This window comes from Staphylococcus lloydii, from assembly GCF_015775975.1.
GTDB classification, from domain to species: Bacteria; Bacillota; Bacilli; order Staphylococcales; family Staphylococcaceae; genus Staphylococcus; species Staphylococcus lloydii.
The window spans coordinates 23,087-47,219 of record NZ_CP064056.1; the positions used below are offsets into that span (position 1 = coordinate 23,087).

The 24,133-nt window shown below is 33.4% G+C and carries 29 protein-coding genes and 2 tRNA genes; 16 read left to right on the plus strand and 15 right to left on the minus strand.

The features are described from left to right. Window positions 1-28: 28 nt before the first annotated feature. Both ISP08_RS00095 and ISP08_RS00100 read right to left on the minus strand, forming a co-directional pair. Window positions 29-1,231, minus strand: coding sequence for a macrolide family glycosyltransferase (locus tag ISP08_RS00095; protein WP_195718913.1), 1,203 nt, complete (start codon window positions 1,229-1,231; stop codon window positions 29-31). A 172-nt stretch (window positions 1,232-1,403) separates the two neighbouring features. Beyond that, entirely contained in the window at window positions 1,404-1,748 is a 345-nt protein-coding gene (locus ISP08_RS00100) for a VOC family protein (RefSeq protein WP_195718914.1), read from the minus strand. A gap of 239 nt (window positions 1,749-1,987) precedes the next feature. Here ISP08_RS00100 and isaB point away from each other — a divergent pair, with 239 nt between their 5' ends. From isaB to ISP08_RS00160, 12 genes are all read left to right on the plus strand, one after another. Further along, window positions 1,988-2,506, plus strand: a complete 519-nt coding sequence (isaB, locus tag ISP08_RS00105; RefSeq protein WP_195718915.1) for an immunodominant staphylococcal antigen IsaB family protein — start codon at window positions 1,988-1,990, stop codon at window positions 2,504-2,506. Between the two features lie 233 nt (window positions 2,507-2,739). Next, window positions 2,740-2,814, plus strand: a tRNA-Glu gene (locus ISP08_RS00110). Between the two features lie 6 nt (window positions 2,815-2,820). Next, window positions 2,821-2,893 (plus strand) — tRNA-Asp (locus tag ISP08_RS00115). Between the two features lie 276 nt (window positions 2,894-3,169). Then, window positions 3,170-3,871, plus strand: a complete 702-nt coding sequence (gene yycF, locus ISP08_RS00120) for a response regulator YycF (RefSeq protein ID WP_048792854.1) — start codon at window positions 3,170-3,172, stop codon at window positions 3,869-3,871. Between the two features lie 13 nt (window positions 3,872-3,884). Then, on the plus strand, window positions 3,885-5,714 hold the full coding sequence (gene walK / locus ISP08_RS00125; RefSeq protein WP_048792855.1) for a cell wall metabolism sensor histidine kinase WalK: 1,830 nt from the start codon (window positions 3,885-3,887) through the stop codon (window positions 5,712-5,714). Then, window positions 5,704-7,044: a YycH family regulatory protein gene (locus ISP08_RS00130; protein WP_195718916.1), complete on the plus strand. Its 1,341-nt coding sequence runs from the start codon at window positions 5,704-5,706 to the stop codon at window positions 7,042-7,044. The genes walK and ISP08_RS00130 overlap by 11 nt, the downstream gene beginning before the upstream one ends. Then, window positions 7,045-7,833 carry a two-component system regulatory protein YycI gene (locus ISP08_RS00135; RefSeq protein WP_048792857.1) on the plus strand — a complete coding sequence of 263 codons (789 nt, stop codon included), beginning with the start codon at window positions 7,045-7,047 and terminating at the stop codon, window positions 7,831-7,833. A 250-nt stretch (window positions 7,834-8,083) separates the two neighbouring features. Next, entirely contained in the window at window positions 8,084-9,574 is a 1,491-nt protein-coding gene (gene xylB / locus ISP08_RS00140; RefSeq protein ID WP_195718917.1) for a xylulokinase, read from the plus strand. A 620-nt stretch (window positions 9,575-10,194) separates the two neighbouring features. Further along, window positions 10,195-10,977, plus strand: a complete 783-nt coding sequence (locus tag ISP08_RS00145) for an MBL fold metallo-hydrolase (protein WP_195719360.1) — start codon at window positions 10,195-10,197, stop codon at window positions 10,975-10,977. A gap of 537 nt (window positions 10,978-11,514) precedes the next feature. Next, a complete protein-coding gene (gene rlmH / locus ISP08_RS00150) occupies window positions 11,515-11,994 on the plus strand; it encodes a 23S rRNA (pseudouridine(1915)-N(3))-methyltransferase RlmH (RefSeq protein WP_195718918.1) in 480 nt (159 codons plus the stop codon). A 235-nt stretch (window positions 11,995-12,229) separates the two neighbouring features. Next, window positions 12,230-12,847 (plus strand): CadD family cadmium resistance transporter, encoded by a 618-nt coding sequence (locus ISP08_RS00155; RefSeq protein ID WP_049426239.1) that lies wholly within the window; start codon window positions 12,230-12,232, stop codon window positions 12,845-12,847. Window positions 12,848-12,865: 18 nt separating this feature from the next. Next, the gene (locus tag ISP08_RS00160) at window positions 12,866-13,207 is read left to right on the plus strand and encodes an ArsR/SmtB family transcription factor (protein ID WP_115347145.1); all 342 of its coding nucleotides are present in this window, start codon (window positions 12,866-12,868) and stop codon (window positions 13,205-13,207) included. Window positions 13,208-13,226: 19 nt separating this feature from the next. Here the strand turns inward: ISP08_RS00160 and arsC are convergent, their stop codons facing one another. From arsC to arsR, 3 genes are read right to left on the minus strand one after another with little or no spacing between them, the layout of a single operon-like run. Further along, window positions 13,227-13,628: an arsenate reductase (thioredoxin) gene (arsC, locus tag ISP08_RS00165; protein ID WP_037538721.1), complete on the minus strand. Its 402-nt coding sequence runs from the start codon at window positions 13,626-13,628 to the stop codon at window positions 13,227-13,229. A 17-nt stretch (window positions 13,629-13,645) separates the two neighbouring features. After that, window positions 13,646-14,938 carry an arsenite efflux transporter membrane subunit ArsB gene (gene arsB / locus ISP08_RS00170; protein WP_196931169.1) on the minus strand — a complete coding sequence of 431 codons (1,293 nt, stop codon included), beginning with the start codon at window positions 14,936-14,938 and terminating at the stop codon, window positions 13,646-13,648. Continuing rightward, window positions 14,935-15,249, minus strand: a complete 315-nt coding sequence (arsR, locus tag ISP08_RS00175) for an As(III)-sensing metalloregulatory transcriptional repressor ArsR (protein WP_065865872.1) — start codon at window positions 15,247-15,249, stop codon at window positions 14,935-14,937. The genes arsB and arsR overlap by 4 nt, the downstream gene beginning before the upstream one ends. Before the next feature lie 205 nt (window positions 15,250-15,454). Between arsR and ISP08_RS00180 the strand changes: the two genes are divergently transcribed. The 4 genes from ISP08_RS00180 (at window position 15,455) to ISP08_RS00195 (ending at window position 17,133) form a co-directional block, all read left to right on the plus strand. Then, the gene (locus tag ISP08_RS00180) at window positions 15,455-15,598 is read left to right on the plus strand and encodes a hypothetical protein (RefSeq protein ID WP_196931170.1); all 144 of its coding nucleotides are present in this window, start codon (window positions 15,455-15,457) and stop codon (window positions 15,596-15,598) included. A gap of 89 nt (window positions 15,599-15,687) precedes the next feature. Next, on the plus strand, window positions 15,688-16,008 hold the full coding sequence (locus ISP08_RS00185) for an ArsR/SmtB family transcription factor (RefSeq protein WP_065865873.1): 321 nt from the start codon (window positions 15,688-15,690) through the stop codon (window positions 16,006-16,008). A gap of 89 nt (window positions 16,009-16,097) precedes the next feature. Beyond that, entirely contained in the window at window positions 16,098-16,982 is an 885-nt protein-coding gene (locus ISP08_RS00190; protein WP_065865874.1) for a permease, read from the plus strand. A gap of 13 nt (window positions 16,983-16,995) precedes the next feature. After that, window positions 16,996-17,133 (plus strand): hypothetical protein, encoded by a 138-nt coding sequence (locus ISP08_RS00195; RefSeq protein WP_107529391.1) that lies wholly within the window; start codon window positions 16,996-16,998, stop codon window positions 17,131-17,133. A 133-nt stretch (window positions 17,134-17,266) separates the two neighbouring features. On the opposite strand, the gene ISP08_RS00200 is transcribed toward ISP08_RS00195, so the two are convergent. The 10 genes from ISP08_RS00200 to ISP08_RS00240 all read right to left on the minus strand — a co-directional run bounded on the left by ISP08_RS00200 (window position 17,267) and on the right by ISP08_RS00240 (window position 24,089). Further along, window positions 17,267-17,446: a hypothetical protein gene (locus ISP08_RS00200; protein WP_196931193.1), complete on the minus strand. Its 180-nt coding sequence runs from the start codon at window positions 17,444-17,446 to the stop codon at window positions 17,267-17,269. A 56-nt stretch (window positions 17,447-17,502) separates the two neighbouring features. Further along, on the minus strand, window positions 17,503-17,715 hold the full coding sequence (locus ISP08_RS12815) for a hypothetical protein (protein WP_229347794.1): 213 nt from the start codon (window positions 17,713-17,715) through the stop codon (window positions 17,503-17,505). 24 nt (window positions 17,716-17,739) lie between these two features. Further along, window positions 17,740-18,279: a hypothetical protein gene (locus ISP08_RS00205; protein WP_231740043.1), complete on the minus strand. Its 540-nt coding sequence runs from the start codon at window positions 18,277-18,279 to the stop codon at window positions 17,740-17,742. Window positions 18,280-18,448: 169 nt separating this feature from the next. Beyond that, on the minus strand, window positions 18,449-18,895 hold the full coding sequence (locus ISP08_RS00210; protein ID WP_196931171.1) for a JAB domain-containing protein: 447 nt from the start codon (window positions 18,893-18,895) through the stop codon (window positions 18,449-18,451). A 20-nt stretch (window positions 18,896-18,915) separates the two neighbouring features. Next, window positions 18,916-19,422 (minus strand): DUF1643 domain-containing protein, encoded by a 507-nt coding sequence (locus ISP08_RS00215; protein ID WP_069995840.1) that lies wholly within the window; start codon window positions 19,420-19,422, stop codon window positions 18,916-18,918. Between the two features lie 15 nt (window positions 19,423-19,437). Then, window positions 19,438-19,749 (minus strand): DUF960 family protein, encoded by a 312-nt coding sequence (locus ISP08_RS00220; RefSeq protein WP_196931172.1) that lies wholly within the window; start codon window positions 19,747-19,749, stop codon window positions 19,438-19,440. Between the two features lie 95 nt (window positions 19,750-19,844). After that, on the minus strand, window positions 19,845-20,183 hold the full coding sequence (locus tag ISP08_RS00225) for an SAUGI family uracil-DNA glycosylase inhibitor (protein WP_196931173.1): 339 nt from the start codon (window positions 20,181-20,183) through the stop codon (window positions 19,845-19,847). A gap of 474 nt (window positions 20,184-20,657) precedes the next feature. Further along, a complete protein-coding gene (gene ccrB / locus ISP08_RS00230) occupies window positions 20,658-22,283 on the minus strand; it encodes a cassette chromosome recombinase CcrB (protein WP_196931174.1) in 1,626 nt (541 codons plus the stop codon). A 21-nt stretch (window positions 22,284-22,304) separates the two neighbouring features. Continuing rightward, window positions 22,305-23,654 carry a cassette chromosome recombinase CcrA gene (gene ccrA / locus ISP08_RS00235; protein ID WP_196931175.1) on the minus strand — a complete coding sequence of 450 codons (1,350 nt, stop codon included), beginning with the start codon at window positions 23,652-23,654 and terminating at the stop codon, window positions 22,305-22,307. A gap of 177 nt (window positions 23,655-23,831) precedes the next feature. Further along, window positions 23,832-24,089: a hypothetical protein gene (locus ISP08_RS00240; protein WP_058332293.1), complete on the minus strand. Its 258-nt coding sequence runs from the start codon at window positions 24,087-24,089 to the stop codon at window positions 23,832-23,834. Window positions 24,090-24,133: the final 44 nt, after the last annotated feature.

Sequence of the window (24,133 nt, forward strand, 5' to 3'; positions counted from 1 at the left end):
CATCTACAGGGTTTTATTATGTTATTGGTTAATGTTTGTTATAGAAGTCTAAAATGGCTTGTGCGCCTAGTTCATAACCTGGTTGCTTATGAGTTTGTACATTTTTTACTTGTTCAATGTTTTGTTGATAAGTTTGTCGATGAGCTAACATGTCTTTTACAGTGTTTGCTAATTGTTCGGCTGTAATTGAATCTGCATCTAGTTGTTGTCCGATTTTTAAATTTTCTATTTGGTTAGCTACCACTGGCTGATCTGCACTTTGTGGAAATGCAAGTAACGGTACATTTAACATAATAGCTTCGTTTGTGCTATTCATTCCCGCATGTGTTAAGAAAAGATCTGCATGTTGTAACACTTCAACCTGAGGTACATAGTCTTTAATAATAACGTTGTCTGGTATTGTATCGAAATCTTCGGCGTTATTTGTTTTACCAATTGAAACAATAACTGTCGCATCAATATTGGCTAGCGCAGAGAAACATTTGTTGAAAAAGGCAACGTTTTGATTGAATACAGTGCCTAAAGATACATAAATAAGCGGACGGTTTGTATTTACATTATCCATAAAACCTGAAGGTTTAGGCGGTAATACTGAAGGCCCTACAAAGTTAAATTTAGTACTGTCGAAGGCATCATAATCGAGTTGAAAACCTTTCGTGACGAATGAAATATTAAAATCGCCAGGATTATTCACCACTTCGTGACGTGACGGAATTTTTACGTTGTACGTTTGTTCGACATGTTCTTTCAATGTATTGAATACAAGATTGGCAGATTCTAGTTCGTCTTGTTCTAAATTTGAAGCCATGAAATCTGCAAAACTATCAAACATAGGTTTAGTTTTAGCAAACGAAGTAATTGCTGAAACAGTAGGGATATTGAATTTTTGGGCGATTAAATAGCCGCAACTGAACATTGAATCATAAATTAAGTAATCGTAATGCTCGTCTTTAGTTTCCTCTAAAATTTGAGGCATAATGACATCTGCAGTTTTTAATAAACCATTAATAACATGAAACAAATGAGTTAACCCAAAAGAAGTAAAAGCAGAAACTAATTTATCTGTGGGTATTGTACGAATTTCGACACCGGTATCTTTGAATTTATCTACGTACTGGTCACCCATATAATAGACGACCTCTTCGCCTCGTTCTACTAGCGCCTTACTTAACGCTATAGTGGGATTAATGTGACCTTCTGAACCGGTATTTATGAATAAGACTCTTGCCATTGATAATGCCTCCTAAGATGTAATATTCAATAAGTTTATCAAATGTCATTGAAAACAAAAAAGATTTTAATTTTATTAATTTGTATTTCATAGTTAAATTTAAGCATTAAACAACAAAAACCTCTGACATAGGGTGAGTCAGAAGTTTGTCAGTAGGGAGACTACCCTACGTTTAATGTGATAATACTTCAATCATAAAATTACCAGGCGTTTTAACGTAAAACGTATAGCCATGAGGTGTTTGTTTAGGTGACGGTACTTTAAAACCATCTGCTTTTATACGTTCATGGATGCGATCTACATCTGACGTGTCAGGTTGAGGGAAACCAATATGGAAAGTTTTAGGATACGTTACATCTTTTCCTTGCATTAACGTTAAAATAAAGCCTTCTGGACTCACTAAAACTTCTGGATTGCTGCCTTGTTCAGTTTTCATCTCAAAATCAAAATAATCTAACAAGAAATCACGAGTTGGTGCTATTTCTTCGACTGTTAAGTTTAAATGTTTTAATTCCACAAACTGACCTCCTAGAAATGAATATATGGATATTTTAAGTGAGACCATGTTAATGAACAATCCGTAAATAGATGGAGTTATTGAAAAATATGAATTATTTATAGCACTCATGCTTTAGGTAAGTATGCCTTATACTACTCAAGATGTATCTTTTGTTATTTAGCACAATATTAATTGAACTTTATATAAAGTCATCGTAATATAACGGGGTAATGACTTAACATAAAGGAGACAAAACCATGAATAAACTATCAAAAATTAGCATTGCGACAGGATTAGTAGTAACGACACTTTTTAGTACAACAGTAGGTTCACAATTACTACACAATGAAATTCACGCAGCAACAAAACCTTACTATCATTACACAGGCACAATAGGTAAGCACAGTAATTTCATTTTAGATAAAAATTTCATTAACGCAGTAAAAGCAAACAACGTCACAATGAATGGTTATCACATTTATGCTGATACACCTAGTGCCGAAAAATATCAAAAATTAGCAAAAGAAAAAAAGGTATATGATCAAAAAATCAATACTTTTGAAAAACATAAAGCAATACAAGTAACATTCCCGGTAGCGAAAAAATCAGTTTCTGAAAAAGCTTTAGTTAAACATTACGGTAACGGTAAAGTTGTAAAATTAAAAAATGGCAGTAGTCAAATCGACTATTCATTAAAAGGTAATAATATACGTTTTATCGTTAAAGATGGATATGTAACTCAAACGCAATTAGGTACACATATAGGTACGAATTAATATATCTACTTAGGCTGAAACATCATAGTGTGTTTTAGCCTTAAATATTTTATGGGTAAAAAAACTATGACAAAGTCGTAATGCATTATTTTTCATTTTATAGGTTTAAATAGTAGTAAAAAATTGTACTATGTTACACGATTTATGATCATGAAAAATTTAAAGAAAAAAATTAAAAAAATAGCTTGTCATCATTAATGAGAGTTGCTATAATTATTTTTGTGCTTACGACAGGCTCCTTGGTCAAGCGGTTAAGACACCGCCCTTTCACGGCGGTAACACGGGTTCGAGTCCCGTAGGAGTCACCATTTTTTGGTCTCGTAGTGTAGCGGTTAACACGCCTGCCTGTCACGCAGGAGATCGCGGGTTCGATTCCCGTCGAGACCGTATATGCCCATCCAATAGGATGGGCATTTTTTTATACTCTTTTTTAATAATCAGGCATATTTATAACAGTATTGAGCATAAATATGTAGGGTGAATTTGCAATAAATTGCAAAATAGTTTAGAAATGAAACATGTAATGCTATTATTATATAATCTATAAATTTACTTTTTTGTTTGTATAAATAGAATTAGCACGTCATAAATGGTAAATTATATAATAGAGTAATGTGTAGACAAAGAAAATAATTACACAATTGAGAAATGAGGTCTATATATATGGCTAGAAAAGTTGTTGTAGTCGATGATGAAAAACCAATTGCTGATATTCTAGAATTCAACTTAAAAAAAGAAGGATACGAAGTATATTGCGCTTACGATGGTAATGATGCAGTAGACTTAATATATGATGAAGAACCAGATATTGTACTATTAGACATTATGTTACCAGGTCGTGATGGCATGGAAGTTTGTCGTGAAGTACGTAAAAAATTCGAAATGCCAATCATTATGTTAACTGCGAAAGACTCTGAAATTGATAAAGTTTTAGGTTTAGAGTTAGGTGCAGATGACTATGTGACGAAACCATTTAGTACACGTGAATTAATTGCACGTGTGAAAGCAAACTTACGTCGTCATTATTCACAACCTGCACAAGAGGTAAATGATGAAACAAATGAAATTGCTATCAAGGATATTACGATTTATCCAGATGCATATTCCATTAAAAAACGCGGTGAAGACATCGAGTTAACACACCGTGAATTTGAATTATTCCATTATTTATCAAAACATATGGGTCAAGTAATGACACGTGAACATTTATTACAAACTGTTTGGGGCTATGACTATTTTGGTGACGTACGTACAGTAGACGTAACAATCCGTCGTTTACGTGAAAAAATTGAGGACGATCCATCACATCCAGAGTACATTGTGACACGTCGTGGCGTTGGATATTTCCTCCAACAACACGAATAGAGGCCTATAATTAATGAAGTGGCTGAAACATTTTCAATCCTTACACACGAAGCTTGTTATTGTCTATGTATTGTTAATCGTTATCGGTATGCAAATCATCGGTTTGTATTTTACCAATAGTCTAGAAAAAGAGTTAACACAAACATTTAAAAATAATATTTCACAATATGCAAAACAAATCGAAATTAATATAGAAAAAGTCTACGATGATGATGATTCTGTCAATGCACAGAAAGAAGTCCAAAACTTATTAAATGAGTATGCCAACCGTCAAGAAATCGGAGAAATTCGGTTCATTGATAAGGATCAAATCATTATGGCTACTTCTAAGCAGTCTACCCGTAGTCTAATAAATCAAAAAGTGAATGACAACTCTATTCAAAAAGCGTTATCCCTCGGTGAAGCAAACAGCCATACCATGTTGAAAGACTATGGAAATGGTAAGCAACGTATGTGGGTGTACAATTTACCGGTAAAAACGTCTAAAGGCACGATCGGTGTCATTTACATAGAAGCAGACATTAACGACGTTTATAATCAATTAAATAGTATTAACCAAATCTTTATCATTGGTACAGGTATTTCATTGTTAATTACGGTTATTCTTGGTTTCTTTATTGCGCGAACAATTACGAAACCTATTACAGATATGCGTAACCAAACAGTAGAGATGTCCAAAGGTAACTATACACAACGTGTGAAAATATACGGTAATGACGAAATCGGCGAGCTCGCCTTAGCGTTTAATAATTTATCTAAGCGAGTACAAGAAGCTCAGGCGAATACCGAAAGTGAAAAACGGCGACTGGACTCCGTTATTACGCACATGAGTGATGGTATTATTGCCACTGATAGACGTGGTCGTATACGTATCGTCAATGACATGGCATTAAAAATGATAGGTACGACTAAAGAAGATATTATAGGTTACTTTATGTTGAACGTTTTAGGGTTAGAAGAAGACTTTTCACTCGACGAAATTCAAGAAAGTAACGATAGCTTCTTATTAGATATTAATGAAGCGGAGGGTATTATTGCCCGAGTGAACTTCAGTACGATTGTACAAGAGACTGGTTTCGTGACAGGTTACATTGCCGTTCTTCATGATGTTACCGAACAACAACAAGTTGAACGTGAACGTCGCGAATTCGTAGCTAATGTTTCTCACGAACTACGTACACCATTAACTTCTATGAACAGTTATATCGAAGCGTTAGAAGAAGGTGCATGGAAAGATGATGATCTCGCACCACAATTCTTAAACGTAACAAGAGAAGAAACAGAACGTATGATTCGACTCGTTAACGACTTGTTACAACTGTCTAAAATGGACAACGAATCAGATCAAATTACGAAAGAAATCGTCGACTTTAACATGTATATTAATAAGATTATTAATCGACATGAGATGGCAGCAAAAGATACTTCATTTGTACGTGAAATTCCAAATGAAACAATCTTTACTGAAATCGATCCAGATAAGATGACACAAGTTTTCGATAACGTTATTACTAACGCAATGAAATATTCTCGTGGTGATAAACGCGTCGAGTTCCACGTGAAACAAAACGCACTTTATAATCGTATGACGATTCGCATTAAAGATAATGGTATCGGTATTCCTATCAATAAAGTAGATAAAATTTTTGACCGTTTCTATCGTGTAGACAAAGCACGTACACGTAAAATGGGTGGTACAGGTTTAGGTCTTGCGATTTCAAAAGAAATTGTCGAGGCACATAATGGTCGTATATGGGCTAACAGTGTTGAAGGCCAAGGTACGTCAATCTTTATAACACTTCCTTGTGAAGTAATCGAAGATGGTGATTGGGATGCGGAGTAAAGAGTTATTTAAAACAATCATCCTGTCGCTACTTGTCCTAATGAGTGCCGTACTAACATATATGACATGGAACTTTTCACCAGATTTAGCTAACGTGAATAGTCACGATAGTAAAGATAAGCATACGAATACGATTGGTAAGACTTTAAAAGGCGGCATGTCACAAGCGATTACGCCATACCAAATTATCCATTCCAACGGAGATGAAACGGAAGGTATGGGTGCAACGAAAAATAACGTGAAAACTTTGATTAAACCGTTGAAAGACCAAAAAGTAACACATTCTGAACGTATGCACAGTCAGCATAATTTAATTATTCCTGATTTAAGCAATAACTTTGTCGTTCTTGATTTTACGTATCAAATGCCATTAGCAACATATTTAGGTCAAGTCTTAAATATTAACGCGAAAGTACCCAATCATTTTAATTTCAACCGGTTACTGATTGATAAGGATCATAATGGTAAATTAAAATTATATGCGATTAGTAAAGATAGACACGACGTCGTGCGTATGACAACGACGGCCAAAAGCTCTAAGATGATACAGGCGCTAGCAGAGAGTGACAAGGCGATGCGACCATACTCAGACATCATCACGAATAAAGACACTATCGATAAAGCTACGCATATCTTTGCGCCAGAAAAGCCTAAGAAATTAAAAACGTATCGTACGATTTACAATCGTATCAGTGTAGATGCGATGAACTCTATTTTATTTAATGATTCTGTCGTCGTACGAAGCGCTACCAGCGGCACGACAACTTACAACAACAACACGGGTGTAGCTAACTATAATGATCAATCAGAAAAGTACCGTTACACGAACTTGTCTGAAGATGAAGACAAGTCGAAAAACATGAAAGAAACGATACCGAGTACATTTAATTATATAAATGGTCATGGTGGTTTTACTGATGACTTTAGATTGTTCAGTACCGACAACGACACTGGAGAATTAACATACCAATTATTCTTAAATGGACGTCCAACGTTTAACACAGATAATTTAAACCAAATAAAAGTAGCTTGGGGTAAAAAAGGTATATTCGGTTATGCAAGAGCGTTATTAAAAACGAACGTTACAATTGATAGTGGTGGCGATAGTGAGATTTCACTTCCAGGTGCCGAAGAAGTTCGTGCTTCTTTAGCTAATAATCCACAACTTGATTTTGAAAAAGTAACGAATATCGCGCTCGGTTATACGATGAACGATAAACCAGATAATAAAGACATCGAAATTCAACATAATAGTGAGTTTAAACCACAATGGTATGTTGAATATAACGGCAAATGGCATCCATACTCTAAAGATGGGGGGCTAGAATAAATGAACTGGAAACGCGCAAAAACATTATTTATCTTCGTATTTATTCTAGTAAATATTAGCTTAATCATAATTTATATCGATAAAGTTAATAAATCCCACATTAATGAAAGTGATAGCGACAACAAAGTTAATTTTAAACAAGAAGAAATCGCTATACCGCACAATCTTCAAAGTGCGAAAGGCGTTAAAATGCAACTTATAACCGCGCGCACAAAAGATTTCACAAACTACGCGAAAAATAAAAAAGACGTAGAAAGTGCGTCAAATGGTGATGTCGCTAAGTCCGACTTAGACCACCATATCAGTATCAACAAAGACAGTTTCACGCACTTGAAAAATTATATTAAAAATAACGTGTATAAAGGCGATAGTTATGCGATGAGCAATGTAACAGATGACAAAGTTACCCTTGAACAAACGTATAATGCTTTCCCTATTATGAATAATAGTAAAGCTCAGCTGACGTTTGATTTAAACAAGAGTAAACAAGCAACAAAATATAAACAAACAGCTATGGAATCTATCAAACCTTCCAAAGGCGAAAATAACGAAAAGAAACAAGTCATCAGTGCAAGATCAGCCATCGAAGCATTATACTATAACCGTTATTTGAAACGTAAAGATGAAGTAACTCAAGTGAGACTCGGCTATTACACGGTCGTAAAAGAACCTAATGTCCAAGTTTTAGAAGGTAACTGGGAAATTAAAGTGAAACATAAAGGGCAAGACAAAACAAAAACATATTACGTCGAAGCGGTTAGCCAAAGCCCTAAAATCATAGAAGAATAAGTTAAGTAAGAGCGAAGCATAGCACATATGCTTCGCTTTTTAGTTAAATAAAAGTACCCAAATTTTCACAAAAGACTGTTAGTAATAGTTCTATAATTAGTTATGGGTATTCGCAATATGTTACTTTATAGGAACAATCATTACGTGCTTTATTAAAATTTAGCAAGCAATTATGGAAAAAACAGGAAGAACTTCTCATATACATCACGAATGTACACATCAAATTAATCGTTAAGATAAGAGGGATATAATGGAAAACGTCGTATTAGGTATCGATTTAGGTACAAGTTCAATTAAAACAATAGCCGTTAATCAACAAGGCGTAGTTATTGCTACAGTAAGTGAACCATTAGCACTTATACAAAATTTCCCGGGATATAATGAACAAGATCCAGAGGCATGGTTTGAAGCTACTAAAAAAACGATCATAGCAATTGTGCAAGATTCAGCGATGAAGGATAAAAGAATAGCAGGCATATCATTTTCAGGACAAATGCATGGTCTTGTACCACTCGATAAATCGCGCAATCTCATACGTAATGCCATTTTATGGAATGACACACGTACAACAGAACAATGTGAACAACTAGCAAAACGTTACGGTGATACATTATTAAAAAACCCTATTTTAGAAGGATTTACTTTACCAAAATTATTATGGCTGAAACAACATGAACCCGCTAATTGGAACAAGTTAGATATATTTGTCTTACCTAAAGACTACGTAAGATACCGTTTAACCGGAGAGCTACATATGGAATATAGCGATGCAGCAGGAACGTTATTATTAGATCCTGATACAAACGAATGGGCAAAAGATATCGCGAACGACCTTGAACTCGGTGATATCTTTCCACCACTTGTAGCATCTCATTGTCGTGTCGGTGTAGTTTCTGATGCGTTATTGACCGAATTAGGTTTAGCAGAAGAAATAGCCGTCTTTGCAGGAGGCGCAGATAATGCTTGTGGAGCACTCGGTGCAGGTGTCATTAATGAAGACCAAACACTATGTAGTATCGGTACGTCAGGCGTCATTCTAGCACCAGAAAATAATGAAGGATTAAATTACGGTCACAATATCCATTATTTTAAACATGCTTTACCACACACTGCATACGCAATGGGCGTGACACTTAGTGCAGGATACAGTTTAAATTGGTTCAAAGAAACCGTGTTCCCAGAAACATCATTTGAAGACATGATTGAAGAGGCGTCAAAAACAAATATCGGTGCTAATGGATTAATTTTCGCACCTTATATACAAGGCGAACGTACACCACATGGCGATGCTACAGTTCGTGGTAGCTTTATCGGTTTAAGTGGTTCTACGACGTCTGATCAAATGGCACGGGCAACGATTGAAGGCATCACCTATGCACTATATGAAGCGATTGTCTTTATGCGTCAGGCAGGTAAATCAATCGATCATATCATTTCTATTGGTGGAGGCGCTAAAAGTGAATTTTGGCTACAACTCCAAGCAGACGTCTTTAATACCAAAGTAAGTAAATTAAATTATGAAGATGGCCCTAGCATGGGCGCGGCCATTTTAGCAGCAGTAGGATTAGGTTGGTTCGAATCATTTGAAGATTGCGTTAAGCAATTTATAAGTACCAGTACCACATATACGCCTAACGAAGATAATCATCAACGTTATACAAAGTATTTTGAAATTTATCGCCAAGTTTATGCACAAACTAAAGATTTATCACGACAACTGTTAGCCATAGAACAAAATTAAGAAGAACGAGCCATATACACATGGCGATATGGCATTAAAAGAAGTAGACGTACCAGAAATTGGAGTACATGATGTTTATGGCTGTAGCAATGTTTAATCCAACAGCTGTAAATCTGTTATACTGATGAATACAATTTTGAAGATGCAAAATAAGTATGTACAAATAAAAGTTATGAGTATACATCTATAACATAAGATTTGATAGCGACAGAAATTAAGGTTTTGTGTTTTTGGAAAAGGGAATTTTGATGTGGTCATGAGTCGATTAAAATATTAGAGGCTAAGATATCTTTGGATGTCTTAGCTTTTTTTGTGAATAAGTAGCGCAGTTTTGAAAAAACATTAATTACAAAAGTGTAGTTATTGTATAGGCATAAAGTAAATTGTTATAGTATAATGTAATAGTGTTTTTAAAGAACGGATTAATATTAATACTGGGAACTTATAGATATACAAGAATCACATACGGTAGCCGTGGAATGTTAACAGTCGAAGCGGTTGTACGATATGTACGTTTAAAAGGGAAGACTACAGGAACAGTGCAGTAAGATTGCACGTAGTGTAGAAATTAAAAAATGTAGTAGTTTAGAGATTAGAAAGGGTGAAATCGCTTGATACGAATGAGTGTATTAGCGAGTGGTAGTACAGGAAATGCCACTTATGTGGAAAGTGATAAAGGTAGTTTACTTGTAGACGTAGGTCTAACTGGTAAAAAAATGGAAGAACTATTTGGACAAATAGACAAAAAAATAGAAGATTTAAATGGCATACTTGTTACACATGAACACATCGACCACATAAAAGGTCTAGGGGTGTTAGCACGTAAGTATAAATTACCAATTTATGCCAACGAAAAAACTTGGACGGCAATAGATAAGAAAGACAGTAAAATTCCTATGGAACAGAAATTTATTTTTAACCCATACGATACACAATCTATTGCAGGATTTGATATAGAGTCATTTAATGTGTCTCACGATGCGATTGACCCTCAATTTTACATTTTCCATAACAATTATAAGAAATTTACTATTTTAACAGATACAGGCTACGTGTCAGACCGCATGAAAGGCATGATTCAAGGCAGCGATGCATTTATGTTCGAAAGCAATCACGATGTAGATATGTTACGTATGTGCCGTTATCCTTGGAAAACAAAACAACGTATTTTAGGCGATATGGGACACGTGTCGAATGAAGATGCAGGACATGCCATGACCGACGTAATCACAGGAAGTACGAAACGCATCTATTTATCACATTTATCACAAGATAATAATATGAAAGACTTAGCACGCATGAGCGTTGCACAAGTATTGAACGAACACGATATCGATACAGATCGTGAAGTTGTACTATGCGATACAGATAAGGCAGAAGCAACACCAATTTATACCTTATAGTAGTGAGATGAAGATACCGGTTGGTTGGAGTTGGCTGCGAGGGCAATATAAAAATGAAGCTGGGACATAATGGGATGTCTCAGCTTTTTTAATATCATAATTTAAATTATAAACAAGGTACAATATAATAAAAATAAAGCATTATATTAATTTAGTGATAGAACTATTTTAGTATGAAATTGATAAGTTAGTCATAATTTTATAATACAAAGAAACAAATTTTATAAGATGCTTTGTAATAGGCTATTAAGGAATTGTAAATCTTTGTGTATAACTATGTAAGACAACCACGAAGTTATCCACTGTTTTGTACATAGTTATCCAGAGTTGTGCACAATTCACAGAGAAATACCCACATTATGCACAGGGTTATCCACAAATACACAAGTTATCCCCAGAACAATCATTAAAAAATTGTAAAATGTGTAAAGTATGTTTATTCAATAATGGTATAATTAGACGGAGATGTGTGAATAAGTGTATAACTTGTGGATAAGTCTAATAACTTGTGTTTATTCAATAGATTTGGAGGATATTATGAAGATAACAATACTGACCGTAGGCAAACTGAAAGAAAAATATTGGAAACAAGCCATCGCAGAATACGAAAAACGCCTCGGCGCCTACACTAAGATAGAAGTCATTGAAGTGGCCGACGAAAAAGCCCCTGAAAACATGAGCGACAAAGAAATTGAACAAGTAAAAGCCAAAGAAGGCCAACGCCTACTTAGCAAAATCAAAGATCAAGCCACCGTCATCACACTAGAGATTAAAGGCAACATGCTGACATCAGAAGGCCTAGCTAAAGAAATAGAACGTCGCATGACCCAAGGCCAAAGCGACTTTGTATTTGTTATCGGCGGATCCCATGGCCTACACCAAGACGTCCTAAATAGAAGTAACTACAGCCTGTCATTTAGCAAAATGACCTTCCCCCACCAAATGATGCGCGTCGTGCTGATAGAACAAGTTTATCGAGCATTTAAGATAATGAGGGGCGAAGCATATCATAAATGATGCGGTTTTTATAAGGTTCTTCTTATTGGTGAAATTGTTAAAAAAACAAAATGCAATGAATTGACAAATTAAAATCGCTTTAAGTCGTATTCTCAAAGAATCTATAAATCACTCGTATGTACACAGCCCCTTACTATCAGTTAAAGTGTCACTTTTCGGTTCTAATATTTATTATTCATAAGATATGCAATATATGATACAATTCATTCAAATGTATATTTGAATGAGGTGCTCTATGGTTCAGACTATTATAACTGCGGCAATACTTTATATTGCAACTGCGGTAGATTTATTAGTGATTTTATTAATATTTTTTGCTAGAGCAAAGACTAGAAAAGAATATAGGGATATTTATATAGGTCAATATTTAGGATCGATTATCCTCATATTAGTCAGTTTATTTTTAGCTTTTGTGTTAAATTATGTTCCAGAGAAATGGATATTAGGTTTATTAGGTTTGATCCCCATCTACTTAGGTATAAAAGTTGCTATTTATGATGATTGTGAAGGTGAAAAAAGAGCAAAAAAAGAATTAAACGAAAAAGGTTTGTCCAAATTAGTAGGAACTGTTTCTTTAGTGACAATTGCAAGTTGTGGTGCAGATAATATTGGTTTATTTGTCCCTTATTTTGTAGCATTGGATATTATTGAATTACTGACTACCTTAATTGTATTTTTAGTTTTAATTTTCTTTTTAGTATTCACAGCACAAAAACTAGCTAGAATTCCTGGTGTGGGTGAAATTGTTGAGAAATTCAGTCGTTGGATTATGGCTGTTATTTACATAGCATTGGGCTTATTTATTATTATTGAAAATGAAACCATACAAACAATATTAGGATTTATATTATAAATTAAGGTGTGACTTAATATGAGTAACAATAAAATTTGTGACGTCATTTGTGTTCATGAGGAAAAAGTGAATTATGCTTTAAGATTTTTAAAAGAAGAAAAAACTCAACGACTTATCAATACATTATTAAAGATAAGTGATGAGAATAAGCTGAAAATTATATTAGCTCTAATTAAAGAGAAAGAATTATGTGTTTGTGACTTATCTATAACATTAGGTTTGAGTATAGCTTCAACATCACATCATTTGAGAGTCCTGTATAAAAGAGACGTGCTGAATTTTTACAAGGATGGGAAAATGGCATACTATTATATCAAAGATATAGAAATGAAATCATTATTAATAAAATGTATGACTTAAATATAAAGAAACGCTCACATTAAACGAGCGTTTCTTTGAATTCTTGTATTCTTTTTCCAATTTCATCTCTAACACGTTGAAATTCTGGCCATTCTTTTCCTGCTGGATCATCAAAGCCCCAGTGTTCTTTTTTAACATTAGGTGATAATATAGGGCAATTATCGTCTGCATCACTACATAATGTTACGACCAAATCTGACTGTTCTAAGATATCACCATCAATCAAATCTGATGTATGGTTTGAGATATCAATATCTACTTCTTTCATAGCTTCTATTGCTTTAGGATTAACACCATGTGTTTCAATACCAGCAGAATAGACATTCCAATCTTCACCCAATATTTCTTTTCCCCAACCTTCAGCCATTTGGCTACGACAAGAGTTTCCTGTACATATAAAATAAATTGTTTTCTTATCCATAATTAAAGCCTCTTTTCTTAAAATATGATTAGTGTAAGGTATAAACCTAAGAGTGTTACAAATAGGACCGGAATAGTAATGATAATTCCAGTTTTAAAGTATGTTCCCCACGAAATTTTCACACCTTTTTGTGTTAAGACATGTAGCCACAATAATGTTGCTAAAGAACCAATCGGTGTTATTTTAGGTCCTAAATCAGAACCTATGACATTCGCATAAACCATACCTTCTTTAATTGTTCCAACTACATTCGATTGTCCGATAGCAATTGCATCTATTAAAACTGTAGGCATATTATTCATAATTGATGATAACAAAGCAGATATAAAGCCCATGCCCATAACACTACTGAATAGTCCATAACTTGAAATATTGGATAATGCATCAGCTAAAATTGTGGTGATGCCTACGTTTTTCAAGCCGAATACGACTAAATACATACCAATTGAAAATAGGACAATATTCCATGGTGCACCTTTAATTACTTGTTTCGTATGCACAGCTTCGGAATTGCGAGCTAACAGTACAAAGATAATAGCAATAATACCAGCAATGATTGATACAGGTATTTGTATAAACTCACTAACAAGATAACCCACAAGTAGTATTGCTAATACAATCCATGAAATCTTAAATAATTTAGAATCTTTAATTGCATTTTTAGGATGTGAAAGATTTTCTGTATCGAACGTTTTAGGTATAGATTTTCTGAAATATAACCATAAAACGAGAATACTAGCAATCAGAGAGAATATATTAGGAATAATCATTCGACTAAAATATTCAATAAATCCAATATCGAAGTAATCTGCAGAAACGATATTAACTAAGTTACTTACAATTAAGGGTAGTGATGTAGTATCAGCGATAAAGCCACTGGCAATGATGAATGGGAAAATAACTTTTTTATTAAACCCTAGATTTCTTACCATCGCTAATACAATAGGAGTTAAGATTAAAGCCGCACCATCATTTGCGAAAAATGCTGCTACAATTGCCCCAAGTAACATAATAAAAACAAACATTTTTAAGCCATTACCGTTTGAAGCCTTGACCATATGTATTGCAGACCATTCAAAAAAACCAATTTCATCTAATATTAATGAAATTAGAATAACAGCTACAAAAGTTAAAGTTGCATTCCAAACAATACCGGTTACTTCTAATACATCGGAAAAACTTACGACTCCCGTAATGATAGCAACGATAGCTCCAATTAAAGCTGTGATACCAATATCTAAACCTTTTGGTTGCCATATCACAAAGATTAAAGTTAACAAGAAGATTATAATTGCTAAAATGGTCATCAACAGTCACCTGATTTCACATTTTTACATACACATCTTTGATTAGATGTATTAATGATGTTTAAGTTTTGAATAATATCATCTAAAATAGCATGATTAAGTTGATACCAATGTTTGTTGCCGTCTTTTCGTGTTGTAACTAATTCGTTATCTACTAATGACTTCATATGATGACTTAGTGTAGGTTGTGAGAATTGAAAGTGTTCTAATAAGTCACAAGCGCATAGCTCACCACAAGAAAGTAAATCTAATATTTCTAACCTGCTTGGATCTGATAAAACTTTTAATATTGCTGATAATTCTTTATAAGACATAAATAATACCTCCTTTTCATTACATAGATTAACATCTATATAGTTTTATGTCTATGTAGTTTTTTGACTAATTTTAGTATTAGATTAGAATGCGTCCTAAATAACTAGTTTTATTATCTTGCAAAAGTTGAAATAATAATTTATATTTAATACATCAAAAAAAATTGATGTATCATTTTAGTATTTTATAAAGGAGTTCGATTTTATGAGAATAAATCATGCAGGTACATTATCTGTTGATTATTTTGTTAGCTACTTAAATCTAATTATGATATCAAGAGAAGTTTCTTTAAAAGAAGCTATATCATATATGAAAAATGAATTCTTTAAAGGAGAACCTGACATGTAGGGTAAAATAACAGAAACTCATTTTAATCAAGCAATACAAGAACTCAAACAAAAATAGAAATATCTATATATAAGAGAGGTGATTATTTAATGGAAATTATTAAGTCCAGTCCTAATAGAAGTGAGGAAGAAAAATTAGACTTTTATGAACAGATGTTTAATGCGCTAGCTGATAAAATCAGGCTTAAAATTCTACAATCAATACGTCAAAGCGATTCAAAATCTTTATGTGTTTGTGATCTAGAAGAATTATTAGCGTTAAAACAATCTAAACTTTCCTATCATTTAAAAAAATTAGTAGATGCAAATATTCTTATTGCTGAAAAGCATGGCACATGGAATTATTATAAAATTAATGAGCAACAAATACAGGTGGTTTTAAATGAAGATACTTGCTGTAAGATACTTTAAGTATCTTCTTTATAACATAGAATTAATCAAATTTTTTTGATTAATACATCAAGAAAAGTTGATTAAATGAATTCGGAGGCGTTATACTAATGATAGATTCAATTATGGAATTCATAAAAACATTTCTGATGTTATTTTTTGAATTATTATTACTATTTATAGTAGTGAGTTTTATAGTAAGTCTGATTCAACAAGTTGTTTCAGAAGAAAAAATTAAAAAGCTTTTGAGCAAACCTAATAAAGCTGTCAATTACATATTAGGTATGGTGTTTGGTGCTGTTACACCATTTTGTTCTTGTTCAACTATTCCAATACTTGCAGGTCTATTAAATTCCAAAGTTCCTTTTGGTCCGGCTATGAGTTTTTTGATTGCTTCACCATTAATGAACCCATTAATGATATTTATGTTATGGGCTTTATTAGGATGGAAAGTAGCCATTGTTTATTTTGTAGTACTAGCAATTTTCAGTATTTTAACAGGTTTAGTATTTTCAAAAATGAATTTAGCTGAAAGTTATAAAGGGGTCAATGTTAAAGGTGATGGCTTTTTTGCTAATAAAACAGGATCTCGTTTTAAACAAGCATTAAACGATGCGTGGGCATTTTTATACCCAATGTTACCTTATCTATTTATTGGTGTATTTATTGGTGCCTTTATATATGGATTCATACCTGAAGAATTTATAACTAAGTATGCAAGTGGTGATGGTTTTATATCGGTGTTTATTGCTTCTGTTATCGGTATCCCTATGTATATCAGACCAGAAACAATGTTACCTATAGCCGAAGCATTAGTATCAAAAGGTATGTCGCTAGGAACAGTAGTTGCATTAATAATTGGTGGTGCTGGCGCAAGTATTCCAGAGGTCGTATTGCTATCTAAGCTATTCAAGAAAAAATTTGTAATATCATTCATTATTGCAATTTTAATTGTAGCCATTGCTACAGGTTTGATTGTGAATATCATTATTTAAAGGAGGTGAAATAATGGGTATTAAAGACGCATTAAAAAAAATAAAACCTCAAGAACAGTCATGTTGTTCGGTAGAAATTGAGGAAAAGAACGAAAAAAAAGAAAAAGATGAAAAAGAGCAAGAAGATAATAACAATTGCTGTAACAAGTAATATAAGGGCCTGGAATTTATATCCAGGCCCTTATATTAATCTATTTTGCTACGCTTTTCTATATTTATTCTACAATAATTAAAAAAGGACATATTTTGAAATCAATGTGTCTTTGAAAATGGTTACCTCTATATTATGCTTTGATTTCTACAGGTTCACTAAAGTGATTTTCTATAATTCTTGTTATTTCTTTACCTAGTGGTCCTTTTATTGTGAAAGTTTTTTTGAAATAAGAACCTAAAATACCTAGACCTGCTGCTGCACCGACACCTTTTCCAATGCCTTTGCCTATCGTTTTTATGATGTTACTCATGATTATCATTCCTTTCATTATAATTAATATTATTTGTAAAACATTGTCTGCTTGGTTTACTTTTGAACTTGTTGTTTTAAATATGTTAATTGTAGTAAAAGTAATTCATCAATCACTTGTTCTCTTAAATCAGGGGGTGAAATGATACGTATATTGGATTGATATATAAAACGGAGTTGAATAGCTTCGACTCTTGTCATCTTGAAAGTGACAATAAGATAATGTGCATCATATTTTTCTATTACATGAATTTGATAAAATCGATGCATTTTTGACCACACATCTTTACCGATTTAAAACGTGATATAGGTTTGTAACTTTGATTTTTCTTGTATATCCACGGATTTTTCAGACAAACTCAGATTCATTTGATTAATATCATCTATATAAATTTCATTCATTGCGCGAACAACTAATGATGCTGGCAAAATACCTGTTTGATTTTTATCAATTTCAAAGCGGTCAAGATATTTTAGTAATGTAGTTCGATGACCTGAATGATGTTTGATGATTAATAATTTAAGATATTGATAAAAGTAATGACTTAATTTGGGTGTCGTCAGGTATAAAGCAGTCAAAATATCATACATAAAATGCATATTTTCATGCTTATCTTGTTCGAGCTTATAACTTTCTGATTTATAATCGTACGTGATTGCTTTAGGTGTACTGATCCACGATTTACTTTCATATAAGAAGTTTCTGGTATCGTCGATATCTCTTTGTATCGTCCTAGGACTCGTATAGAGTTCTAATGTAAGTGATTGTTTGTTGACGGATTTATTCTGTAGTAAACGATGGTATATTGTTAATATTCGAAATGCACGATCCAATATGTCACCTCCTTTAAGTTATACATTACAAAATAGGTTTGTCACAATAAGTCAATCCTCCGTATATTTAATAAAAGTTGTGAAAAATATTTTTTAGATAAATACATTGATATAAAGAGATTTTATAAATATTGATAAGTGAAGAAATAGCGGTAATGACAAAATACGGCTATACCTCTACTTTTAAATTATGTTTTCTAATGGAATAGGCGTTACTATTTGAGAAAATAACATGGTCATAAAATAAAATGCCCATCATTTCACTGATGAGCATTAATCGTTCGGTCATATTGATATCTTCAGGAGAGGGTGTTACATCTCCACTTGGATGGTTATGTCCTAGCATAATACTGTTGGCGTTACTGAGCATCGCTGTTTTGAATGTTTCTCTGGGGTGAATCACTGTTTGGTTAATAGAACCTATCGATAGTGTTTGAATATGTGTAGTTTCGTTTTTACTATTCATACATATAAGTATGAGATGTTCTCGATCACTGTTTCCAATGAATGAACGCATAATTTCTGTCGCATCCCCAGGGTTTGAAATACGATTTTTTAGATAATTTAATGTATCTGTTTTTATCATTTGTAGTGAAACAATATTGATTTCTTTCATCGTTTACCTCCATATATGGGTTATGCTTTCAAAGTCCATTTCTGTCTTGCTTTTGGATTAAGGGGGTGCATAATTTCATTGGTTACTGGGTTCATGAGTTGTTTCACTTTCGTCTTATGTGGTTTCAACATCTCTAATACTTCATTGACACGTGCTTCAACAACGGGCTTTTTAGCGTAAGCACCCCAGGCTAATATTACTTCATCCGATTCTTTCACTGCCTTCATAATTTGAATATCGGTATGATTATCATAGGCGTTTTCTAGATGTTTGAGATTGAGGGGTGTTGTAATATTGGAATATAGATTCACAAAATTGATTGAGCCAAATGCATCCATTTCTGAAACTTTGTTCATAATGAGCTGAGTTGTTAAGTCTATACGAAGAAGGCCCATAAAATTTGGATACATTGTAATGATTGTAAGTGTTTGTTTTTCACTGTCCCATGTTTTCTTAAGTAGATAGCGATGTTGTTGGTCATCACTGAATATGGCTTCAGTTTCTAATGTATTTTTTATTGTTTTCATGTAATATTCACTCCTCTAGTATTCTTCTGGTAATAACATGACGTAATAAGAAAGGTCTACATCATCTTCTCGGATAATGTAGACCTTATTGATATCGATAGACTGTTTGACATTTGCCTTATGCGTTTTGACATACTCAGGACGTTCTTGTTTGTGTTTGATATATAGTTGGTTATTGTGCATATTGAATTGGAATATATGAAAATAATCCAATGATTCCTTGCCTTTTGATTGTGTTTTTTCTCGTCGTGCTACAAGTTGCCATAATTGTTTTTGTAAGATGATAGGTAAGCTATTGGCAATACCACGAGTGATATATCTATTCATAAGAGATCTCCTTTCGTTCTGATTCTTTCATCCATGTAATGATTTCGCTTAGGATAGTGATTGCTAATTGTGTAATTTTGATATATTTATGCATATTATTGTCCTCCTGTTAGTAAGTATCGTTGATCTAAAAGGGGCATGACCGAGTTGTGTAGATATAAGAAATCCATATCGTGGTTTTCATCAATATAACCAATGGCTATGAGCTGTTTCTGATAGTAGAGAATGAAAGGGTAGATATTACTTTCGTGAAGTGTATCAGAGTAGTAGGTATAGGTTTGAAGTATTTTATTACTGAGTGGCCCAAGCCTTACATATTGGTCAGGTAAGATATCATCAGCGATTTCCTCGATAGATTCACATTCCCACTTTTCATCTTTTGGCAGTTTGAATAAGTTGGTTATATAGTGCTTGAGTTGTTGTTCTAGTGTCATTGTTATGACCTCCTAATGTGTTTGATAGATGTATGCATGTGATACATCATTTTGATAATATAAGTTTGAAATAATGTTTGTTTCGCTTAGAAATCCCACTGAAATACAGAGAATATCCCAATCGAAAATCATCACAATTGTTGATATGACAAGGAAATCCCGTTATCCCGCTCATTTCTCGGGAAATATAGCTATATATTTATATATCATTTGGATTTGTAGGTGTGGTTATGATTTACTTTTTTCTTTTTATATTATTTATTTATAAATAATAACGGGATTTTGGGATTACGCTTGCGTAATCCTTCTCCTACATGAAGTTAGCCAATCCCGTTACTATCCCACTTGTATTTTGTTTTGGGATGTTCTTTCGTCATATCAATATAAGCTTCACATTGAGTTATGACTGCTTAGGATGCTGAAGATGTTTATTAGATAGGTGTTATTGAATGACGAAAGGACAGTACATAGATATTAGATTTGAAGAAAGAGCGTTTGAGGTAAAAATAAAGACGAAGTGCTGAGGAGCACTTCGTCGAGAGAGGTATTATTGAAAAGTTGTTTAATAATCTCATTATTGAGCTTGAGTGTGACATAGAATTGCTTTTTATGATTCCCATCTTTACGAATATCGATACGATCAATGACCGTAAGGTATAATGCTTTGAGTTGTGATTTATCCATGGATTCTATGTTTTGAAATATTCGTTGTAATAGGAGAGCGATTTGTTTCGTATCATAAGATGGTTTCTCTTGATTTTGTTGCTGCTTTAGTTGATTAATTTGGTTTGTAATATCATTCAGTTGTGTTTCATATTGATGAATGGTTGGTTTGAGTGCAGATGTTAAGTCTGGATTGTCTTCGATGGTTTGAATTAGATTTTTTAATTTAGCGTTTATTTCATCAAATTGTTGTTGTTTATAAGCAATATCATGGTTAAGTGCAGCTACATCGACTTGATTCTCTTGATTGACACGTTCGACAACTTGTTTGATAACTTTATCACTTTTGACTATTTCGAGTATTTGATCCATAACATACTTTTCGATAACATCAGCTCTAACACTATTGGCTGAACATACCTTTGATCCTTTGTTGCGAAAGTTACTACATGAATAATACCGAATGCGTTTTTTAGTACCGTCTTTGAGTGTATTGGTTGTATTTGAAGCTGCATATGCCGCACCACATTTTTCGCAAAAAATTATTCCTGTCAAAAGATTTGTTCCTTTACCATGCACTTGTGGCTTTTTGCTTACTTGCTTCTTACGTGCTTGTACTTTATCCCATAAATCTTGACTAATAATAGGTGTGTGTTTGCCTTCAGCGATCACTGGATTATCATTCAAGCCTTTACGTCGTTTATCATTCCAATCTTTGTATTTCGCGAATTGAATTTTACCAATATAGAATGGGTTTGAGAGAATATAAGTAACAGCTGAAATACTAAATGGATTACCTTTCTTAGTGACATAACCTTTATGATTGAGTGCATTGGCTATTTTACGATAACCATGACCTTTGGCATAAGATTCAAAGATATATTTAACGATGTTAGCTTCATGTTGATTAATAATTAATTCTTTTTTATTATCAGGTATGTTATTATATCCTAATGGAAGATTGCCTTGATAATAGCCCTCTAAAGCTCTTTGATGTTGTCCGGTGTAAATGTTCTCTAAAATTGTATTTCTTTCAAATTCGGAAAAACTTGCAAGTATCTGGAGCATTAACTTGCCTGTTGAATTTTTGACTTCCATGCGTTCAGACAAGCTAAAAAATTCAACATTTTGGCGATGAAGTTCTTCGACGATTGTAAGTAAATCGGAAGTATTACGTGCCAAACGATTTGTTTTATAAACCATAACACAGTCTAATTTTCCATTTTTAGCATCATTTAACATGCGCTGTAATTCAGGACGGTTCATAGATTTTCCTGATATACCCCGATCTGCATATATATCAACGAGTTCATAGCCGTTAAATTGGCAATATTGCTCTATTTGTGTAATTTGCCCCTCGATGCTATAACCCTCTACTTGTCTCTCTGTGGACACGCGAATGTAGCCTCCTACAAGCTTTTTCTTCATTTTATCCATTATAATCTATCCTTTCTTTAATTATACAATTGATAATTTCATAGTCTGCTTTACAATATTCAGTGGTTCGTTTTTGAAATAGATGCCAGCGAGGCTTTTATTTTTAGAAATATTAATTTCATCAATATAGGGGTACAACATGTTTAGCGTGAAACGTTCTTGAATGATGTTTTGGAAAGCTTTTCGAATTTGATACGCACTGATTGATGATATAGGTTTTGATTGTTGATGTAATGATTGCGTTTGTTCTCTGAACGTTTCTGCATCAATTTTGCCTTGGGCTAATTTTTCTATCAGCTGCTCGTGATTGAGTGTAGTTTTAGTTTCTATATCTCTTTGTCTTTTGAGTCGTTGTTGAATAGTATGGTTTATTTTTGAATAGAGCTGTTGATTTTGAAAGAAGTCCTGACAAGTCGCTAAAACACTTGTTTCTAATTCCTGTGCGTTGATTCCTTTAAATTTACAAACAAAGCGAGCGTTATTCATATTTTGCGGACAGACATAGTAACGCAATGAATGATCTGGTTTTCGGACAGTCATGTTTGTGAGTGTCGAATGACAATAGGGACATTTGATTTTTTGTTTGAGTTGATTTTCTGACGGCTTACGTTCTACTTGTTTCTGAGTTCGGGTAACTTGAGCTTCTTCGTATATCGTTGTACTGACAATAGCTGGGAACATGTTTTCATATTGTCCGTATTGATTGATAACGCGGCCACAGTAATTAGGGTTAAGGATAATATTACGTACTTGATATGGTTTTCGGTTGATTAACTTATTATCTTCTTCCAAATATTGTGCAATTTTTTTATAACCATAGCCTTGAAGGTAATAATTGAACACAGCTTTTATTGTTTGTGCTTTTACTGTGTCTATTGTGAAAGTACCATTATGATAGTGATACCCAAAGGGTGCATGTGTTGTAATCATTTTACCTTGTTTAGCTTTTTCTTTGATTCCATTTTTGACTTGTTCGCCTATATTATCAGATTCTAGTTCGGCCAAGCTGATGAAAATATTGAGTTTGAGCCGATCGAATGCTTTATCCATATCAAAATAGCCATCATGAACGCTTAAGATATGGACATGGTATTTTTGACACAATTTCATGAGTTTTAATGCATTTTTAAGATTGCGATGAAGTCGGTTTAATCTATAACAACATAATACGTCACATTGTCCCTGTTGAATTAGTTCAGTAATTTGTTGATAACCATTCCGCTTATCAGTACGTCCTGATTGTTTATCGCTATAAAAGGTAATGTGTTGAATATTATGTTTTTCGGCTAATACCTTGATGGTTTGTTTTTGTGCTGCTAAGGATTGTTGCTTTGTAGTGCTCTGTCGTAAGTAACCAATTGCTTGTTTCATCCTGTTTCCTCCTTCCACAGTGATAATATATATTTATGAACGAATTTATAGATGAGCCCAACACCAGTGAGGTGTTGGGCGTTATTATTAGTCATCAAAGTGATTGATTTCTTCAATCACTAAATCAGCGAGTAATGTGATTAATTCGTCCATATGGTTCAACCTCCAAATATCAAATTATATTGAATTGATAACATGTTGCATTGTTATTCGTTCACTCTGTGTACTTGGAACAATATGTTCAGTTATCTCTTTTTCATTTATGAATTCAGGGTACAAGTGATAAAATTTTAGTAGCTTCTGTTCCGTTTCAGTTAATACATATTGTTGCATATGGTAGTATCTGTCGATATAATTAACGACAATAGGTTTTTGATGATCATCGACTTCTACTGAATCAATTGTGTAATTTAATAAGTTGACGTTTGTTTTCATTTTTATGCCTCCGATTAATTTAATGAGCTACAACGCATAGCGCG

Bases quoted from the DNA above. Each gene is read 5' to 3' on its own strand.
- ISP08_RS00180 (WP_196931170.1), top strand. From the start codon at position 15,455: ATGAGAATAAATCATGCAGGTACATTATCTGTTGATTATTTTGTTAGC.
- ISP08_RS00185 (WP_065865873.1), top strand. From the start codon at position 15,688: ATGGAAATTATTAAGTCCAGTCCTAATAGAAGTGAGGAAGAAAAATTA.
- ISP08_RS00225 (WP_196931173.1), bottom strand. From the start codon at position 20,183: ATGACACTAGAACAACAACTCAAGCACTATATAACCAACTTATTCAAA.
- ccrA (WP_196931175.1), bottom strand. From the start codon at position 23,654: ATGAAACAAGCAATTGGTTACTTACGACAGAGCACTACAAAGCAACAA.
- ISP08_RS00155 (WP_049426239.1), top strand. From the start codon at position 12,230: ATGGTTCAGACTATTATAACTGCGGCAATACTTTATATTGCAACTGCG.
- walK (WP_048792855.1), top strand. From the start codon at position 3,885: ATGAAGTGGCTGAAACATTTTCAATCCTTACACACGAAGCTTGTTATT.
- ISP08_RS00200 (WP_196931193.1), bottom strand. From the start codon at position 17,446: ATGAGTAACATCATAAAAACGATAGGCAAAGGCATTGGAAAAGGTGTC.
- ISP08_RS00220 (WP_196931172.1), bottom strand. From the start codon at position 19,749: ATGAATAGATATATCACTCGTGGTATTGCCAATAGCTTACCTATCATC.
- ISP08_RS00190 (WP_065865874.1), top strand. From the start codon at position 16,098: ATGATAGATTCAATTATGGAATTCATAAAAACATTTCTGATGTTATTT.
- ISP08_RS00130 (WP_195718916.1), top strand. From the start codon at position 5,704: ATGCGGAGTAAAGAGTTATTTAAAACAATCATCCTGTCGCTACTTGTC.
- ISP08_RS00195 (WP_107529391.1), top strand. From the start codon at position 16,996: ATGGGTATTAAAGACGCATTAAAAAAAATAAAACCTCAAGAACAGTCA.
- ISP08_RS00240 (WP_058332293.1), bottom strand. From the start codon at position 24,089: ATGAAAACAAACGTCAACTTATTAAATTACACAATTGATTCAGTAGAA.
- isaB (WP_195718915.1), top strand. From the start codon at position 1,988: ATGAATAAACTATCAAAAATTAGCATTGCGACAGGATTAGTAGTAACG.
- xylB (WP_195718917.1), top strand. From the start codon at position 8,084: ATGGAAAACGTCGTATTAGGTATCGATTTAGGTACAAGTTCAATTAAA.
- ccrB (WP_196931174.1), bottom strand. From the start codon at position 22,283: ATGGATAAAATGAAGAAAAAGCTTGTAGGAGGCTACATTCGCGTGTCC.
- ISP08_RS00160 (WP_115347145.1), top strand. From the start codon at position 12,866: ATGAGTAACAATAAAATTTGTGACGTCATTTGTGTTCATGAGGAAAAA.
- arsR (WP_065865872.1), bottom strand. From the start codon at position 15,249: ATGTCTTATAAAGAATTATCAGCAATATTAAAAGTTTTATCAGATCCA.
- yycF (WP_048792854.1), top strand. From the start codon at position 3,170: ATGGCTAGAAAAGTTGTTGTAGTCGATGATGAAAAACCAATTGCTGAT.
- rlmH (WP_195718918.1), top strand. From the start codon at position 11,515: ATGAAGATAACAATACTGACCGTAGGCAAACTGAAAGAAAAATATTGG.
- ISP08_RS00210 (WP_196931171.1), bottom strand. From the start codon at position 18,895: ATGAAAGAAATCAATATTGTTTCACTACAAATGATAAAAACAGATACA.
- ISP08_RS00135 (WP_048792857.1), top strand. From the start codon at position 7,045: ATGAACTGGAAACGCGCAAAAACATTATTTATCTTCGTATTTATTCTA.
- ISP08_RS00215 (WP_069995840.1), bottom strand. From the start codon at position 19,422: ATGAAAACAATAAAAAATACATTAGAAACTGAAGCCATATTCAGTGAT.
- ISP08_RS00095 (WP_195718913.1), bottom strand. From the start codon at position 1,231: ATGGCAAGAGTCTTATTCATAAATACCGGTTCAGAAGGTCACATTAAT.
- ISP08_RS00145 (WP_195719360.1), top strand. From the start codon at position 10,195: ATGAGTGTATTAGCGAGTGGTAGTACAGGAAATGCCACTTATGTGGAA.
- ISP08_RS12815 (WP_229347794.1), bottom strand. From the start codon at position 17,715: ATGCATCGATTTTATCAAATTCATGTAATAGAAAAATATGATGCACAT.
- arsC (WP_037538721.1), bottom strand. From the start codon at position 13,628: ATGGATAAGAAAACAATTTATTTTATATGTACAGGAAACTCTTGTCGT.